The organism is Acidimicrobiales bacterium (assembly GCA_035512495.1).
Classification (GTDB): Bacteria; Actinomycetota; Acidimicrobiia; order Acidimicrobiales; family CADCSY01; genus DATKDW01.
In genome coordinates this window covers 33,274-48,472 of the sequence record DATKDW010000057.1, presented here as the reverse complement: position 1 = coordinate 48,472, position 15,199 = coordinate 33,274, and the positions used below count along the sequence as shown (strand labels likewise).

Here is a 15,199-nt window from a genome sequence, read left to right as displayed (position 1 = left end):
GACCCGATGGGCGTGCACACCGGCGACTCCATCACCGTGGCGCCGGCCCAGACCCTCTCCGATGTCGAGTACCAGCGCATGCGCGACGCCGCCTTCGCCTGCATCCGCCGCGTGGGCGTGGAGACCGGCGGCTCCAACGTGCAGTTCGCCCTCGACCCCGATACCGGCGACATGGTGGTGATCGAGATGAACCCCCGTGTCAGCCGCTCGTCGGCGCTGGCATCCAAGGCCACCGGCTTCCCCATCGCCAAGATCGCGGCCCGCCTGGCCGTGGGCTACACGCTCGACGAGATCACCAACGACATCACCAAGAAGACCCCGGCCAGCTTCGAGCCGGTCATCGACTACGTGGTCACCAAGGTGCCCCGCTGGGCCTTCGAGAAGCTGCCTGGCTCCACCGGCGTGCTCGGCACCCAGATGCAGTCGGTGGGCGAGGCCATGGCGATCGGCCGCACCTTCCCCGAGTCGCTGCAGAAGGCCATGCGCTCGCTCGAGACCGGCCGCCACGGCCTCAACTGCGATCCAGGCGAGGCGGCGCTCGACGACCTCGACGATGACGAGCTGGTTCGCCGCGCCGCCATCGGCACCCCCGACCGCCCCTTCCAGCTGGAAGCGGCGCTGCGCCGCGGCATCACCATCGACCGCCTCTACGCCACCACCCGCGTCGACCCGTGGTTCCTCGATCAGATCAGCCTCATCACCGAGGAGCGGGCCCACCTCGCCGAGGTCGGCTTCGAGGCGATGACCCGCCGGTCGTGGCTGCGGGCCAAGCGCCTCGGGTTCTCCGACGCCCAGCTCGCCCACCTGTGGCACGCCGACGAAGGCACCGTGCGGGCGGCTCGCCTCGCGGCCGGCGTGCGCCCCGTCTACAAGACCGTCGACACCTGTGCAGCCGAGTTCGAGGCCGCCACGCCGTACCACTACTCGACCTACGAGGACGAGGACGAGGTCCAGCCCAGCGCCAAGCCCAAGGTCATCATCCTCGGCTCGGGCCCCAACCGCATCGGCCAGGGGATCGAGTTCGACTACTGCTGCGTCCACGCCAGCTTCGCCCTCTCGGCGGCCGGTTACGAGACGGTGATGATCAACTGCAACCCCGAGACCGTCTCCACCGACTACGACACCTCCGACCGCCTCTACTTCGAGCCGCTCACCGCCGAGGACGTGGCCAACGTCCTCGACGCCGAGATGGCCTCGGGCGAGATCGCCGGCATCATCGTCGGCCTCGGGGGCCAGACACCGCTGAAGCTGGCGGCGGGGCTGCCTGCCCACCTGGTGGCAGGGACGTCGCCCGAATCGATCGACCTGGCCGAGGACCGCGAGCGCTGGAACGCCCTGTGCGCCCGTCTCGACATCCCCCAGCCGGCGGGTGCCATCGCCTTCGACCTCGACCAGGCGCTCGCCGTGGTGGAGCGGATCGGCTTCCCCGCCCTGGTGCGCCCGAGCTACGTGCTGGGCGGGCGGGCCATGTCGATCGTCTACGACGCCGACGCCCTCACCTCGGCCATGGCCGAGCTTGCCGGGGCCGGCAGCCTCGGCCGCGAGGGCGGACTGTCGTCCACCCGGCCCGTGCTGATCGACCGCTTCCTCGAGGACGCCATCGAGGTCGACGTCGACGCCCTCCGCGACGCCACCGGCGACGTTCTCATCGCCGCGGTCATGGAGCACGTCGAGGAGGCGGGCGTGCACTCCGGCGACAGCGCCTGTGTGATCCCGCCCCCCACGCTGCCGGCCTCGGTCATCGAGGTCATCGAGGGCTACACCCGCGCCATCGCCGACGAGCTCGACGTGCGGGGCCTCATCAACATCCAGTTCGCCGTGCGCCAGGGCCAGGTCTTCGTCATCGAGGCCAACCCCCGGGCGAGTCGCACCGTGCCCTTCGTGGCCAAGGCCACCGGCACCTCGCTCGCCAAGTGCGCGGCCCGGGTCATGCTCGGCGCCACCCTCGTCGAGCTGCGCTCCGAGGGTCTGCTGGTGGAGCCCAACACCGATGGCCACGTGTCGGTGAAGGAGGCGGTGCTGCCGTTCAACCGCTTCCCCGACGTCGACACCCTGCTCGGCCCCGAGATGCGCTCCACCGGTGAGGTCATGGGCATCGACCGCACCTTCGGCCTGGCGTTCGCCAAGAGCCAGATCGCGGCGGGCGAGCGGCTGCCGAGCGGCGGCACGGTCTTCCTGTCGCTCGCCGACCGCGACAAGGCCAACGGGCTCATCGCCGCCCGACGTTTCGCCGATCTCGGCTTCGCCATCGCCGCCACCAGCGGCACCGCCGCCTTCCTCCAGAAGGAGGGCGTCGTGGTCGCCACCGTGGTCGACAAGGTGGCCGACGGCACCAGCATCGCCGACCCGGAGGCGGTCACGGCCGTCGAGCTCCTCCGTGCAGGCGACATCGACCTCGTCATCAACACCCCTCGGGGCAGTGGGCCGCGGGCCGACGGGGCGTACATCCGCTCCGCCGCCGCGGCCAACCGGGTGCCATGCCTCACGACCGTGGCGGCGGCGCTTGCAGCCGCCAACGGCATGGCCGACTGGTCGGCGCACGAGCTGCGGGTACGGGCGCTGCAGGACTACCACCACCCGGCTGCCCGGCAGCTCGGCCTCGGGCTGTGACGGTGCGCCGGCCGGGGAGCCTCGGCCGGCTGCTGCCGTTCGGCCGGAGGCGTCGTGGCGTCGACCTCACGACCCGGGTGGGCTCGGTCACCCTCCCCAACCCGGTGATGACCGCGTCGGGCACCGCCGGCCATGGCGCCGAGCTCGGGCGGTACCTCGACCTCGGGGCGCTCGGCGCGGTAGTGGTGAAGTCGCTCTCGGCCGATCCGTGGGCGGGCAACCCCGCCCCCCGGGTGCACGAGACCACCGCGGGGATGATCAACAGCGTGGGGCTCCAGGGCCCCGGGGTGGCCGCCTGGCTGGCCGACGAGCTGCCCGACCTGGTCGCCGGTGGTGCCCGCGTGGTGGCGAGCATCTGGGGGCGCAGCATCGACGACTATGCCGCCGCCGCCGCCCTCCTCGCCGGTGCGCCGCCGCAGGTGGTCGCCGTCGAGGTGAACCTCTCGTGCCCCAACCTCGACGGCGGCCGACACCTGTTCGCGCAGTCGGCCGCCCAGACCGAGGAGGCCATGGCAGCCACGGCCGCGTGCGGTCGGCCCCGCTGGGCGAAGCTCACCGCCAACGTCACCGACCTCGTGGAGGTGGCCAGGGCGGCGCATCGGGGCGGGGCCGAGGCGGTCACCCTCATCAACACGGTTGCGGGCATGGCCATCGACGTCGAGGCCCGGACCTACCGCCTGGGGGCGGGTGGGGGCGGTCTCTCCGGCGCCGCCATCCACCCGGTCGCGGTCCGGGCGGTGCACGATGTCCACGCCGTGCTGCCCGAGCTCCCGATCGTGGGGGTGGGTGGGGTGGTGAGCGGTACCGACGCCGCCGAGCTCCTGCTCGCGGGGGCCTCTGCGGTCCAGGTGGGCACCGCCACCTTCGCCGACCCGAGGGCGCCGGCGAGGGTGCTGGACGAGCTCGGACGGTGGGCGACGAGACAGGGTGTGACGGCGATCGACGAGGTGATAGGGGCCGTGCACGCCCCGGGGAGGAGCCAACGGTGAGCGACGAGGCCACGACCGAGACCACGACCGAGGACGAGGACGACCTCGAGGACGACGAGGAGGGGGCGCCGCCGGAGCTGCAGGCCAAGCTGGCGCTGGCGCTCGATGTCGACGACCTCGTGGCCGCCATGCGCATGGCGCGGATGCTCAAGCCCTGGTTCGGCGTGGCCAAGGTGGGCCTCGAGCTCTACACCGCGGCCGGACCCACCGCCATCGGCGCTCTCCAGGATGCCGGCTACGACGTCTTCGCCGACCTCAAGCTCCACGACATCCCCACCACCGTCAACAAGTCGGCAGCGGTGATCGGCGCCTTCGGGGTCAAGTACCTCACGATCCACGCCATGGGGGGCCCGGTCATGCTTCGGGCCGGCGTCGACGGGTTCATCGACGCCGCGCTCCGGGCCGATCTCGAGCCTCCCACCGCCCTGGCGGTGACGGTGCTCACCAGCGATGGCGATGCCCCCGAGCACATCCTCCCCAAGCGCGTGGCGGCCGCCCTCGAGGCCGGGTGCGGGGGGCTCATCTGCGCGGCGCCCGACCTCCCGCTCGTGCGAGAGCTCGCACCACGCCTCGTCAAGGTGGTGCCCGGCACCCGCCCGGCGGGCGCCGACACCCACGACCAGGCCCGCACCGCCACCCCCGATGCCGCGCTCGCCGACGGCGCCGACCTGCTGGTGATCGGGCGCACCGTGACCGGCGCCGCCGATCCGGAGCAGGCCGCTGACGACCTCGTCGCCAGCCTGTCGCCGCCGGCCAAGACGACCTGATCCGTTCTGGCACCAGATCCGCGCTGGGTTCCGGCGCGTTCCTGGTGCCAGAACAGCTCCTCGAGACCCGTGGGTGGGGTCAGCTGGCAGGCACAGAGGCCCAGCCATCCTCGACTGCGAGGTCGAGGAGGCGGGCGAGGAAGGTCGCCATCTGCTCGCGCGTCACCGCGACGTCGGGGCCAAAGGTGCCGTCGCCGTAGCCGACGGCGATGCCCGCGCCGTTGACGCGACCGATGTTGGCGTGGTGCGGGTGGGTGGAGGGGACGTCGCTGAACGAGACGTCGCTGCTCGGGAGCTCGGCGCCGGCGAGGACTCGGTGGGTACCGGCCACGACCGTGGCCATCGAGCCGCGGGTGACGGCCAGGTCGGGGGAGAAGCTGCGGTCGGCGCTGCCCATGATCCCGGCGTCGGCCACCCGGTTGATGGCGTCCTCGTGCACCGAGCCGTCGTCGTCGTCGAAGTGGTCGTGGGTCGCCGGTGGTAGGGGAGACCCGACCGCCTCGGCCAGGCGCACCGCGAACGAGGCCAGCTGGGCCCGGCTGATCGGGTCCACGGGGGCGTAGGTCCCGTCGGTGCGGCCCTGGGCGATCTCCCACCAGCTCACGCAGTCGACGGCGTCCTGGTGGGTGCCGGCCACGTCGGGGTAGCGGGCGGCCTCTACGCGGTCGGGCGGGCAGGCCTGCTCGATCCCCCTGGCGGTGCTGGTCCCGGAGGCGGACGCCGTGGCGTAGTCGCCGCGCTCGACCGCCGACTCGAGGGAGCCGAAGGGGTTCATGCGGTTGATGCCGCCGACCTCGCAGGGCGCGTGCTCGACGGCGGGGTCGTGGATCTCGAAGTGGAGGTGGTCGGGGCCCCCCTTGGCGTTGCCGGAGTCGCCCATCCAGCCGATGTGCTGGCCGCGGGTCACCACGGATCCCTCCTCGAGGCCGGGGGCGTAGGCGTGCTCGGGCCCGGCGCTGGCGTCGGTGGTGCCGGGCGTGTCGTCGTTGAGGTGCACGTAGCTGTACTTGCGCCCGTCGTCGCCGGCGATGCGGATCATGTAGCCGTACGAGGGCTTCTCCATCGGCATGAACGTGACCGTGCCCCCCACCGCGGCGTAGATCTCGGAGTGCTTGGGGCCGATGATGTCGGTGGCGCAGTGGGTCCGGCCGCCGCCCCGCGGGTCGTCGTAGTCGTCGGTGAAGGAGGTCCCGGGCTCTGCCGGGTAGGTGATGTCGACCACCGAGTCGATCGTCGTTTCCGCAGCAGCCGGCGCCACGGGGACCGCCATCAGGGCCAGGCCCAGCGCCAGGGCGAGGGTGAGACCCGCGAGGGCGCGCGCCGAGGAGGGGGCAATGCGGGCCATGGCTGGCAACGGTACACGTGAGGACATCACTGGAGGTGTCGGCGGGGAGCGATCGGACATTGAGGCTGCGCTATGGTCCACCGCCATGCCGATGCCCCCCAGCCTCTCCCCCGAACAGCGCCAGGCCGCCCTCGAGAAGGCGGCTGTGGCCAGGCGCCTGCGGGCTGAGCTGAAGGAGAAGCTCAAGATGGGCTCCACCTCGCTCCCCGAGCTGCTGGCGATGGCCGACGTCGACGAGATGGTCGGCAAGATGAAGGTCCTCTCGGTGCTGGAGTCGCTGCCCGGCCTGGGCAAGATCAAGGCGCGGCGCCTGATGGAGGAGATCGGCATCTCGGAGACGAGGCGCCTGCGGGGCCTGGGCCACAACCAGCGCGACGAGCTCCTCAGCAAGTACCCCCCGGTCTGACCCGGCCCTTGATCGTCGTCGTGGCCGGACCGTCGGGAGCCGGGAAGGGGTCGATCGTCTCCCGCCTGGTGGCCGACGACCCGCGCCTGTGGCTCAGCCGGTCGTGGACGACGCGGCCCCGCCGGCCGGAGGAGGCCGAGGACGCGTACGTCTGGGTCGACCACGAGACGTTCATCGCCCACGCCGAGGCCGACGGCTTCCTCGAGTGGTTCGAGGTCTACGGCGACCTCAAGGGCACCCCCCGTCCAGACCCGCCCCGGGGCAGCGACGTCGTGCTCGAGATCGACCTCCAGGGCGCACAGATCGTGAAGGAGACGTTCCCCGACGCCTTCGTGCTCTTCATCCGGCCGCCGTCCCGAGCCGAGCAGGAGCGGCGGATGCGGGACCGGGGCGACGACGACGAGAGCATCGCCCGGCGCCTCGCCAAGGGCGACAGCGAGGAGGAGCGCGGCCTCGCCATCGCCGACCACGTCGTCGTCAACGACGACCTGGACCGCGCCGTCGCCGATGCCGCCGCTGCCCTCGCCGCCCGGCGGGCCACCGGCTAGCCCTGAACCCCGCCGCCGGTCAGCCCGGTGCGGGTCCCGGGGGCGTGCGCTGGTAGCGTTGGCACCCATGTCGTGGCCGCAGGACTCAATGATCACCCCGCCCATCGAGGACCTGCTCGAGCGGGTCGACTCCAAGTTCACCCTGGTGACCCTCGGCTCGCGCCGGGCCCGCCAGGTCAACTCCTACTTCGGTCACCTCGGCGAGGGCCTCGGCGCGATCGTGCCGCCCCAGGTCAGCTCCACCTCCCGCAAGCCGCTCTCGATCGCCTTCGAGGAGATCGCCGCCGACAAGATCACCTACGAGCGCATCGACGAGGCCGCCCTCGCCGCCGAGGCCCAGGCCGAGGCCGACGCCCTGGCCGCGGCCGAGTCGCCCGACGAGGCCTGACGCCCGGCGCAAACGCCCCGGGAACGCCCATGCTGGCCGGTCGTCGCATCGTCCTCGGGGTTTCAGGCGGCATCGCCGCCTACAAGGCGATCGAGGTGTGCCGCCGGCTCGTCGACGCCGGCGCCCACGTGAGCCCGGTGCTCACCCCCGACGCCCAGCACTTCGTCACCACCACCACGTTCTCTGCCCTGGCGTCGGAGCCGGCCCGCACGTCGTTGTGGGACAGCCCCGAGCCCAGCCCCCACACCTCCCTCGGACAGGGTGCCGACCTCGTGGTCGTGGCCCCGGCCACCGCCAGGGTGATCGCCGCCTACGCCATGGGGCTCTCCGACGACCTGCTCGTCGCCACGCTGCTCGCCACCCGGGCGCCGGTCGTGGTGTGCCCGGCGATGCACACCGAGATGTGGGAGCAGCCCGCCGTCCAGGCCAACCTTGCCACCCTGCGGGGCAGGGGGGTCCACGTGGTCGAGCCGGTGGCCGGGCACCTCGCCGGTGGTGACGTCGGCATGGGACGCCTGCCCGAGCCCGCCGACATCGTCGCCGCCTGCGAGGCGGTGCTCGCTCGGGGAGCCGACCTGGCCGGCCTGCGCGTGCTGGTGACCGCCGGCGGCACCCGCGAGGCGATCGACCCGGTGCGCTTCCTCGGCAACCGGTCGTCGGGCAAGCAGGGCCACGCCGTGGCCGACGAAGCCGCCGGACGCGGGGCCGAGGTCACCATCGTCACCACCGTCGACCGGCCTGTCGCCCCGGGGGTCGAGGTGGTCCGCGTCGACAGCGCCGCCGAGATGGAGGAGGCGGTCCTCGCCCGGTCGGCCACCGCCGACATCATCGTGATGGCCGCCGCCGTCGCCGACTTCCGCCCCAAGGTCGCGGCCGAGGCCAAGCTGAAGAAGGCCGACGGCACACCAGAGGTCGTGCTCGAGCCCACGCCCGACATCCTCGCCGGGCTGGGGCGCGCCAAGCCCCCCGGCCAGACCCTCATCGGCTTCGCCGCCGAGACCGACGACGTCAGCGCCAACGCCCGCGCCAAGCTGGTCCGCAAGAGCCTCGACCTCATCGTGGCCAACGACGTGTCGGCTGTCGGGGTGGGCTTCGAGCACGACACCAACGCGGTGACGATCATCACCGCCTCCGGGATCGACAAAGATGTGCCCCTGGCCGACAAGCGGGCGGTCGCCCGCGCCGTCATCGACGCGGCCCTGGCCTCCCGCACCGCCCCCAATCAGGAGACAACGTGAGCAGTCGCCACCACACCTTCACCTCGGAGTCCGTCACCGAGGGCCACCCCGACAAGATGGCCGACCAGGTGTCCGACGCCATCCTCGACGCCATCCTCGCCGAGGACCCCATGGGGAGGGTCGCCTGCGAGACGATGCTCACCACCGGCTTGGCCGTCGTGGCGGGCGAGATCACCACCGAGGCCTACGTCGACATCCCCAAGATCGTTCGCCAGACGATCTGCGAGATCGGCTACGACCGCGAGTCCTTCGGCTTCGACGGCCACACCTGCGGCGTCATGATCTCCATCGACGAGCAGTCGCCCGACATCGCCCAGGGCGTCGACCGCGCCTTCGAGCGCCGCACCGGCGTGTCCACCGAGGACGAGCTCAATGCCCAGGGCGCCGGCGACCAGGGGATGATGTTCGGCTACGCCTGCGACGAGACCGACGACCTCATGCCCATGCCGATCTGGCTGGCGCACCGCCTCGCCCACCGCTTGTCCGAGGTCCGCAAGGCCGGGATCCTCCCGTACCTACGCCCTGACGGGAAGACCCAGGTCACGTTCGACTACGAGAACGGCCGCCCCGTCCGGCTCAAGACCGTGCTGATCTCCACCCAGCACCAGCCCGGCCTCGACGCCGAGACGCTGATCAAGCCCGACCTGCGCGAGCACGTGATCAACCCGCTGCTGCCCGCGGGCCTGGCCGACGACGACCTCGAGGTCTACGTCAACCCCACCGGGACCTTCGAGCTCGGCGGCCCTCACGCCGACACCGGCCTCACCGGCCGCAAGATCATCGTCGACACCTACGGCGGCATGGCCCGCCACGGCGGCGGCGCCTTCTCGGGCAAGGACCCCTCCAAGGTCGACCGCTCGGCGACCTACGCCGCGCGGTGGGTGGCCAAGCACGTCGTCGCCGCCGGCGCCGCCAGCCGCTGCGAGGTCCAGGTCGCGTACGCCATCGGCGTGGCCCGGCCGGTGTCGCTGCTGGTCGAGACGTTCGGGACCGAAACGGTCGACCCCGGGGCCATCGAGCGTGCCGTCGACGATCTGTTCGACCTCCGTCCCGCCGCCATCGTGCGCGACCTCGACCTGCGCCGGCCGATCTATCGCAGCACCGCCGCCTACGGGCACTTCGGCCGCTCGGCCAAGGAGTTCTCGTGGGAGGCCACGCCCAAGCTGGACGACCTCAAGTCGGCACTGGCGCTCTAGCGGGCGCCGCCGGGCAGCGCGTCGTGCGCGTGTTGCCCGACAGCCCCGCTGTCGACAAGACGTTCGACTACCTCGTCCCCGAAGCGCTCGGCGATGCGGTCCGGGTCGGCACCATGGTCCGAGTGGTGCTCCACGGCCGCCGCGTCGGCGGCTGGGTGGTCGAGGACCACGTGTCGCCGCCGGCGGGCGTCACACTGCTGCCCCTCGCCAAGGTGACGGGCTGGGGTCCCGCCCCTGACCTGATCGAGCTGGCCCGGTGGGCGGCGTGGCGCTGGGCCGGGCGGCCCGCCCACCTGCTGCGCACCGCGTCGCCGCCGGGCGCGGTCCGTGGCCTGCCCCGGACCGACGCAGCGGAGCCCCCGGCGGCGACGGTGCGCGACCCGCTGGCCGACCGGGCGCTGGCCGCCGGGCAGTCGGTGGTCCGCCTGCCTCCGTCGGCCGACGTCCTGCCCCTCGTGGTGGCCGCCGCCGCCATCGGGACGACGCTCGTGGTGGCCGCCGGGTCGGCCGACGCCAGCGGCCTCGCCCAGCGGCTGCGGCGCGCCGGGCTCTCCACCGCGCTGCTGCCGAGGGAGTGGGCCTCGGCCGCCGCCGGGGCCCGGGTGGTGGTGGGCGCCCGCGCCGCGGCGTGGGGACCGGCGGTCGACCTCGCTTGCGTGATCGTGCTCGACGAACACGCCGAGGCCCACCAAGAGGAGGCAGCCCCCACGTGGCACGCGCGCGACGTGGCCGTCGAGCGGGCGCGTCGGGCCGGGGCTCGCTGTGTGCTCACCTCACCGTGCCCCTCCCTCGAGGCCCAGGCCGCCATGGCCCTGGTGGTCCCGTCACGGCCGGCGGAGCGAGCCGGGTGGCCGGTGGTCGACGTGGTCGACCGCCGGCGGGAGGACCCGCTCCGGGTCGACCTCTACTCGTCGACGCTGGTCGACCTGGTGCGGTCCGGGCGTCGGGTGGTCTGCGTCCTCAACCGCAAGGGCCGCCACCGCCTCCTGGCGTGTGCTGCCTGTGCCGAGCTGGCGCGCTGTGAGGCGTGCGGAGCGGCGGTGTCGACCGGGGAGGAGACCACCCTGGTGTGCGGTCGGTGCGCCACGTCTCGCCCGCCGGTGTGCGCCGTCTGCGGCGGCGGGCGCCTGAAGGTGCGCAGGCTCGGCGTCACGCGCGCCCGCGAGGACCTCGAGCGCCTGGGCGGTGTGCCCGTGGTGGAGGTGACCGGTGATTCCGACACCACCGCCGACATCGACGCCGCCACGGTGCTGGTCGGGACCGAGGCCGTGCTCCACCGCGTGACCGGGGCCGACGCCGTGGCCTTCCTCGACCTCGACGCCGAGCTTCTGGCGCCCCGTCACCGGGCGGCCGAGGAGGCCATGGCGCTGGTCGCCCGGGCCGCCCGCCTCCTCGGGGGCAAGTCGGGCGGTGGTCGGCTTGTGCTCCAGACCCGCCTGCCGTCTCACGAGGTGGTGCAGGCGGCGCTGCTGGCCGACCCGGCGCGGGTGTCGGCCGCTGAGGTCGAGCGCCGCGAGGCGCTGCAGTTCCCCCCGGTCACCGCCCTGGCGCAGGTGTCGGGAGCGAGCGCCGAGCGCTACGCCGCCGACCTCCGGGCGAAGGGCGCGCTCGGCGTCGAGGTGCTCGGCCCGGTCGACGGCACCTGGTTGGTGCGCGCCCCCGACCACGGCCTCCTGTGCGACGCCCTCGCCGCCGTCCCCCGGCCACCGGGTCGCCTGCGGGTCGCCGTGGACCCCCACCGCCTGTGAAATCGCCTCGGCGAAGCCGAGTCTGCATGACAGCCTGCGAGCGGGTGGCGCCGAGGGGAGGGGCCCGCCCGGAGCTTGCGGAGGGTGGGAAGGCCCCGCTCGGGGTCAGGACCCGTGAGCCGCACTCCAGGAGCGGCGGCGGGCCTCGTAGATGGCGATGCCGGCGGCCTGGGAGACGTTGAGCGAGCCGACCCGGCCGAGCTGGGGGATGAACGCCACCGCGTCGCAGGCCGCCAGCGTCAAGGAGGAGAGGCCCTTGTCCTCGTGGCCGAGGGCGAGGCAGACGTCGTCGCCCATCTCGACCTCGTGGAGGGGGACGGCACCGTCGGCGAGCTCGATGCCCACCAGTCGGTAGCCGGCATCCTTGGCCGCATCGATGGCGCCGGCCACCTGTTCGAAGTGCGTCCAGGTGAGGTAGCGCTCGGTGCCGAGGGAGGTCTTGCGGGCCTTGAGGTGCGACGGTGCGGGCGTGGACCCGGCGAGGAAGAGGTGGTCGACCCGCTCGGCGGCCGCGGTGCGGGTGATGGTGCCCACGTTGAATGGGGTCTGCACGCTGTCGAGCAGGAGGGCGAGTCGCCCGCTGGTGCGTCGGCGCCACTCGCGGTGGAGGCGCTTGAGGTCGGTGTCGCCGAGGTTCTTCACGTCCCCGCTCCCGCCGCGCCGGCGTGTGGATCGACCTGCAGGAGGCGGTAGCCCATGCGCGAGGCCAGGCGCGAGGTCGGCCAGCCGGAGGACTCGAGCCAGCGGGTGAGGGAGTCGGCGCCCAGGTGCTTGTGCACGACCAGCACGGCGCGACCAGCGGGGGAGAGGCGTCGGAGCCACCGGGTCAGGATCGCCTGCATGTCGGCCTTGCCGATGCGGACCGGCGGGTTCGACCAGATGAGGTCGAGCGCAAGGTCCTCGGGCACGTCGTCGGGCTCGGCGACGCGCACGTTGGTGGCGCCCGCTGCCTCGGCGTTGGCGGCGGTGAGGGCGAGGGCCCGCCGGTTGATGTCGAGCGCCCAGACGGTGCTGCCCGGTGAGCGGCGGGCGAGCGTCACGGCGATGGGGCCGTAGCCGCACCCCAGGTCGAGGAGGTCGCCGGTTGGCGGCGGAGGTGGGGCCTCCAGCAGCAGCAGCTTGGTCCCGGGGTCGACGGCATCGCGCGCGAACACCCCCCGATCGGTGGCCAGCTGGAGCGTGAGGTCGGGCAGCGTCAGGGACACGGTGCGGCGCTGCGAGGCGACGGCGGGGTCGGCGTCGAAGTAGTGCCCCACGGGCGGTCGCTCCTGGTCGGACGGCAGGCGCGCGGTGATCCGGGCGTGCGGATCGCGCAGTGGCCGACGCTAGCCTTGCCGTCCATGGCTCCCTACCAGATCCGCCTCGTCGGCGACCCGGTGCTGCAGCAGCGCGCCGCCGAGGTCACCGACATCGACGGCCGTCTGGCACGCCTGGCCGACGACATGATCGTGACGATGTACGAGGCTCCCGGCGTCGGGCTGGCCGCCCCCCAGGTGGGCGTCCAGAAGCGGATCTTCGTCTACGACGCCCAGGACGAGCAAGGCCCGAAGGTCATCGTGAACCCCACGATCAGCGAGAGCCGGGGTGAGTGGACCTATGAGGAGGGGTGCCTCTCCGTCCCCGGGCTGTCATGGGAGATCGTGCGCCCGAAGGAGGTCCACCTCACCGGCTACGACCTCGACGGCAACGAGCTGTCGATCGAGGCCGACGAGTACCTGGCCCGGATCTTCCAGCACGAGCTGGACCACCTCGACGGGATCCTCCTCCTCGAGCGCCTCGACGACGACCAGCGCAAGGAGGCCAAGCGGGCGCTGCGCGACCAGCAGCTCCGAGCCTCCACCGGCTTCGACGAGGCTGACGCCGACCGCACCCAGCGGGGCCTGCGCCTGCCCGGCCTCTCCTAGGTGGGTCCCCGCCCCGAGCGGCTCGTCTTCCTCGGCAGTCCCGAGGCCGCCGTCCCGCCGCTGCGCGCCCTCGTCGCAGCCGGCTTCGACGTCGCCCTCGTCGTGTCCCAGCCCGACCGCAAGCGAGGCCGGGGCGGCGCCCTGGTGCCGAGCCCGGTCAAGTCCGCCGCCGTCGAGCTCGGCATCCCAGTGACCGACCGGGTCGACGACGTCGTCGAGGCGGGCGCCGACCTCGGGGTGGTGGTCGCCTACGGGCGCCTCGTCAAGCCTCACGTCCTCGACCGGCTCCCGATGGTGAACCTCCACTTCTCGCTGCTGCCCCGCTGGCGGGGCGCCGCCCCGGTGGAGCGGGCGGTGCTCGCCGGCGACGGGGAGACCGGCGTGTGCCTCATGGCGCTCGAGGAGGGGCTCGACACCGGGCCGGTGTACGCCTGTGAGGTGGTGGCGATCGACCCGATGGAGTCGGTGGAGTCCCTGCGCAACCGCCTGGTGGCCGTGGGCACCGACCTCCTGGTGGCCCACCTCACCGCCGGTCTCGGCGAGCTTGAACCCCAGCAGGGCGTCGCCACCTACGCGGCCAAGATCGACCCGGCCGAGCTGCGGATCGACTGGTCCCGTCCGGCCGCCGAGATCCACGCCCTCACCCGCCTCGGTCGGGCCTGGACGACGTTCCGGGGCAAGCGCCTCAAGGTGCTGGCCGCCCGCCCGGGCGAAGGGGCGCGCTCCCTCGAGCCCGGCGGGATCGACGGCGTCGCCGTCGGCTCCGGCGACGGGTGGCTCGAGCTGGTCGAGGTCCAGCCCGAGGGCAAGGGCGCCCAGGCCGCCGACGCCTGGCGCAACGGCGCCCGCCCAGGCCCCGACGACCGTCTCGGCCAGTAGTGACGGAACCCGACGCCCGGCGCCTGGCGGCGGACGCCCTCATCGCCATCGAGGACGGCGCCTACGCCAACCTGCTGCTCCCGTCGATGCTGGCGGACAGCGGGCTGACGATGCGCGACCGCGGCTTCGCCACCGAGCTCGTCTACGGCACCACCCGCATGCGCCGGGCGTGCGACCACCTGGTGGACCGCTTCGTGATGCGCCAACTCGACCCGCCAACCCGGGCCGCGCTCCGCCTCGGCGCCTATCAGCTCCAGATGCTCGGCACGCCCGCCCACGCAGCGGTGTCGGCCACGGTCGAGGTCGCACCACGCCGGTCGAGGGGCCTGGTCAACGCCGTGCTGCGGCGGGTCTCGACAGCACCGGTCGAGTGGCCGAGCGAGGCGGTGCGCCTGAGCTACCCCGACTGGGTGCTCGACCGCCTCACCGACGACCTGGGCCACGACGACGCGGTGGCCGCTCTGGAGCAGATGAACGAGGCGCCCGAGGTCTCCGAGCGCCCCGACGGCTACACCCAGGACCTGGCGTCGCAGTGGGTGGCGGCGAGCGTGGGCGCGGCCGCGGGGGAGCGGGTGGCCGACATCTGCGCCGCTCCCGGGGGCAAGGCCACGTTCATGGCCGGCACCGGGGCCGTCGTGCTGGCCAGCGACATCAACCCCGCCCGGGTCGCCATGGTCGCGGGCAACGCCGAGGCAACGGGTGCCGAGACGGTCCACGTGGCAGTCGCCGACGGCCGGCGGGCGCCGTGGCGTCCCGGCGCCTTCGACCACGTGCTCGTCGACGCGCCGTGTTCGGGCCTGGGCGTCCTGCGCCGTCGCCCCGATGCCCGCTGGCGGGTGGGCCCCGAAGAGGTGATCCGCCTGGCGGCGCTGCAGCGGGAGCTGCTCGACGCCGCGGTCGCGCTGGTCGCACCGGGCGGGACCCTCACCTACAGCGTGTGCACCCTCACCGCCTCCGAGACGGTCGAGGTCGATGCCTGGCTGGGCGAGCGCCACCCTGTCCTAGAAGCGCTGCCGGCCCCGGGTGAGCCCTGGCGTCCGCACGGGCGTGGTGCGCTGCTGCTGCCCCAGGCTGCCGGCACCGACGGGATGGGCCTCCTGCGGCTGCGTCGACCGGAGGCCGGGTGACGATGGCACCGGGGGCGTCGGGCGCGCCGGACGTACGTCACCATGGTGCCGCGC

General features: G+C 73.3%; 15 protein-coding genes. 12 read left to right on the top strand and 3 right to left on the bottom strand.

Going from position 1 to position 15,199, the window contains the following annotated elements; translation table 11 throughout:
- From carB to pyrF, 3 genes are all read left to right on the top strand, one after another.
- Positions 1-2,610, top strand: a 2,610-nt coding sequence (gene carB, locus VMN58_08190) for a carbamoyl-phosphate synthase large subunit (GenBank protein ID HUF33168.1), incomplete at its 5' end; no start/stop codon positions are given.
- Positions 2,607-3,599, top strand: coding sequence for a dihydroorotate dehydrogenase (locus tag VMN58_08185; GenBank protein HUF33167.1), 993 nt, complete (start codon positions 2,607-2,609; stop codon positions 3,597-3,599). The genes carB and VMN58_08185, both read left to right, overlap by 4 nt.
- Positions 3,596-4,366 carry an orotidine-5'-phosphate decarboxylase gene (pyrF, locus tag VMN58_08180; protein HUF33166.1) on the top strand — a complete coding sequence of 257 codons (771 nt, stop codon included), beginning with the start codon at positions 3,596-3,598 and terminating at the stop codon, positions 4,364-4,366. Before VMN58_08185 ends, pyrF begins: the two co-directional genes overlap by 4 nt.
- Before the next feature lie 79 nt (positions 4,367-4,445).
- On the opposite strand, the gene VMN58_08175 is transcribed toward pyrF, so the two are convergent.
- Complete coding sequence (locus VMN58_08175; protein HUF33165.1) at positions 4,446-5,711, bottom strand: S-layer homology domain-containing protein; 1,266 nt, start codon at positions 5,709-5,711, stop codon at positions 4,446-4,448.
- An 85-nt stretch (positions 5,712-5,796) separates the two neighbouring features.
- Here VMN58_08175 and mihF point away from each other — a divergent pair, with 85 nt between their 5' ends.
- The 6 genes from mihF to VMN58_08145 all read left to right on the top strand — a co-directional run bounded on the left by mihF (position 5,797) and on the right by VMN58_08145 (position 11,235).
- Complete coding sequence (mihF, locus tag VMN58_08170) at positions 5,797-6,117, top strand: integration host factor, actinobacterial type (GenBank protein HUF33164.1); 321 nt, start codon at positions 5,797-5,799, stop codon at positions 6,115-6,117.
- An 8-nt stretch (positions 6,118-6,125) separates the two neighbouring features.
- Entirely contained in the window at positions 6,126-6,665 is a 540-nt protein-coding gene (locus tag VMN58_08165; protein ID HUF33163.1) for a hypothetical protein, read from the top strand.
- A 67-nt stretch (positions 6,666-6,732) separates the two neighbouring features.
- Complete coding sequence (gene rpoZ, locus VMN58_08160) at positions 6,733-7,053, top strand: DNA-directed RNA polymerase subunit omega (protein ID HUF33162.1); 321 nt, start codon at positions 6,733-6,735, stop codon at positions 7,051-7,053.
- Between the two features lie 29 nt (positions 7,054-7,082).
- Positions 7,083-8,291, top strand: coding sequence for a bifunctional phosphopantothenoylcysteine decarboxylase/phosphopantothenate--cysteine ligase CoaBC (gene coaBC, locus VMN58_08155; GenBank protein HUF33161.1), 1,209 nt, complete (start codon positions 7,083-7,085; stop codon positions 8,289-8,291).
- Positions 8,288-9,487: a methionine adenosyltransferase gene (gene metK / locus VMN58_08150; GenBank protein ID HUF33160.1), complete on the top strand. Its 1,200-nt coding sequence runs from the start codon at positions 8,288-8,290 to the stop codon at positions 9,485-9,487. Before coaBC ends, metK begins: the two co-directional genes overlap by 4 nt.
- Positions 9,488-9,510: 23 nt before the next feature.
- Positions 9,511-11,235, top strand: coding sequence for a hypothetical protein (locus tag VMN58_08145; GenBank protein HUF33159.1), 1,725 nt, complete (start codon positions 9,511-9,513; stop codon positions 11,233-11,235).
- A 105-nt stretch (positions 11,236-11,340) separates the two neighbouring features.
- On the opposite strand, the gene VMN58_08140 is transcribed toward VMN58_08145, so the two are convergent.
- Together VMN58_08140 and VMN58_08135 are read right to left on the bottom strand one after the other, a co-directional pair.
- Positions 11,341-11,877, bottom strand: coding sequence for a TrmH family RNA methyltransferase (locus VMN58_08140; protein HUF33158.1), 537 nt, complete (start codon positions 11,875-11,877; stop codon positions 11,341-11,343).
- Entirely contained in the window at positions 11,874-12,491 is a 618-nt protein-coding gene (locus VMN58_08135; GenBank protein ID HUF33157.1) for a methyltransferase, read from the bottom strand. The genes VMN58_08140 and VMN58_08135 overlap by 4 nt, the downstream gene beginning before the upstream one ends.
- Positions 12,492-12,575: 84 nt before the next feature.
- Between VMN58_08135 and def the strand changes: the two genes are divergently transcribed.
- Genes def through VMN58_08120 form a run of 3 tightly spaced genes read left to right on the top strand, consistent with a single transcriptional unit; the run spans position 12,576 to position 15,145 of the window.
- Complete coding sequence (gene def, locus VMN58_08130) at positions 12,576-13,139, top strand: peptide deformylase (protein HUF33156.1); 564 nt, start codon at positions 12,576-12,578, stop codon at positions 13,137-13,139.
- Entirely contained in the window at positions 13,140-14,018 is an 879-nt protein-coding gene (locus tag VMN58_08125) for a methionyl-tRNA formyltransferase (GenBank protein ID HUF33155.1), read from the top strand.
- Complete coding sequence (locus VMN58_08120; protein ID HUF33154.1) at positions 14,018-15,145, top strand: transcription antitermination factor NusB; 1,128 nt, start codon at positions 14,018-14,020, stop codon at positions 15,143-15,145. Before VMN58_08125 ends, VMN58_08120 begins: the two co-directional genes overlap by 1 nt.
- Positions 15,146-15,199 lie beyond the last annotated feature (54 nt).

Bases quoted from the DNA above. Each gene is read 5' to 3' on its own strand.
- rpoZ (HUF33162.1), top strand. From the start codon at position 6,733: ATGTCGTGGCCGCAGGACTCAATGATCACCCCGCCCATCGAGGACCTG.
- coaBC (HUF33161.1), top strand. From the start codon at position 7,083: ATGCTGGCCGGTCGTCGCATCGTCCTCGGGGTTTCAGGCGGCATCGCC.
- VMN58_08175 (HUF33165.1), bottom strand. From the start codon at position 5,711: ATGGCCCGCATTGCCCCCTCCTCGGCGCGCGCCCTCGCGGGTCTCACC.
- def (HUF33156.1), top strand. From the start codon at position 12,576: ATGGCTCCCTACCAGATCCGCCTCGTCGGCGACCCGGTGCTGCAGCAG.
- mihF (HUF33164.1), top strand. From the start codon at position 5,797: ATGCCGATGCCCCCCAGCCTCTCCCCCGAACAGCGCCAGGCCGCCCTC.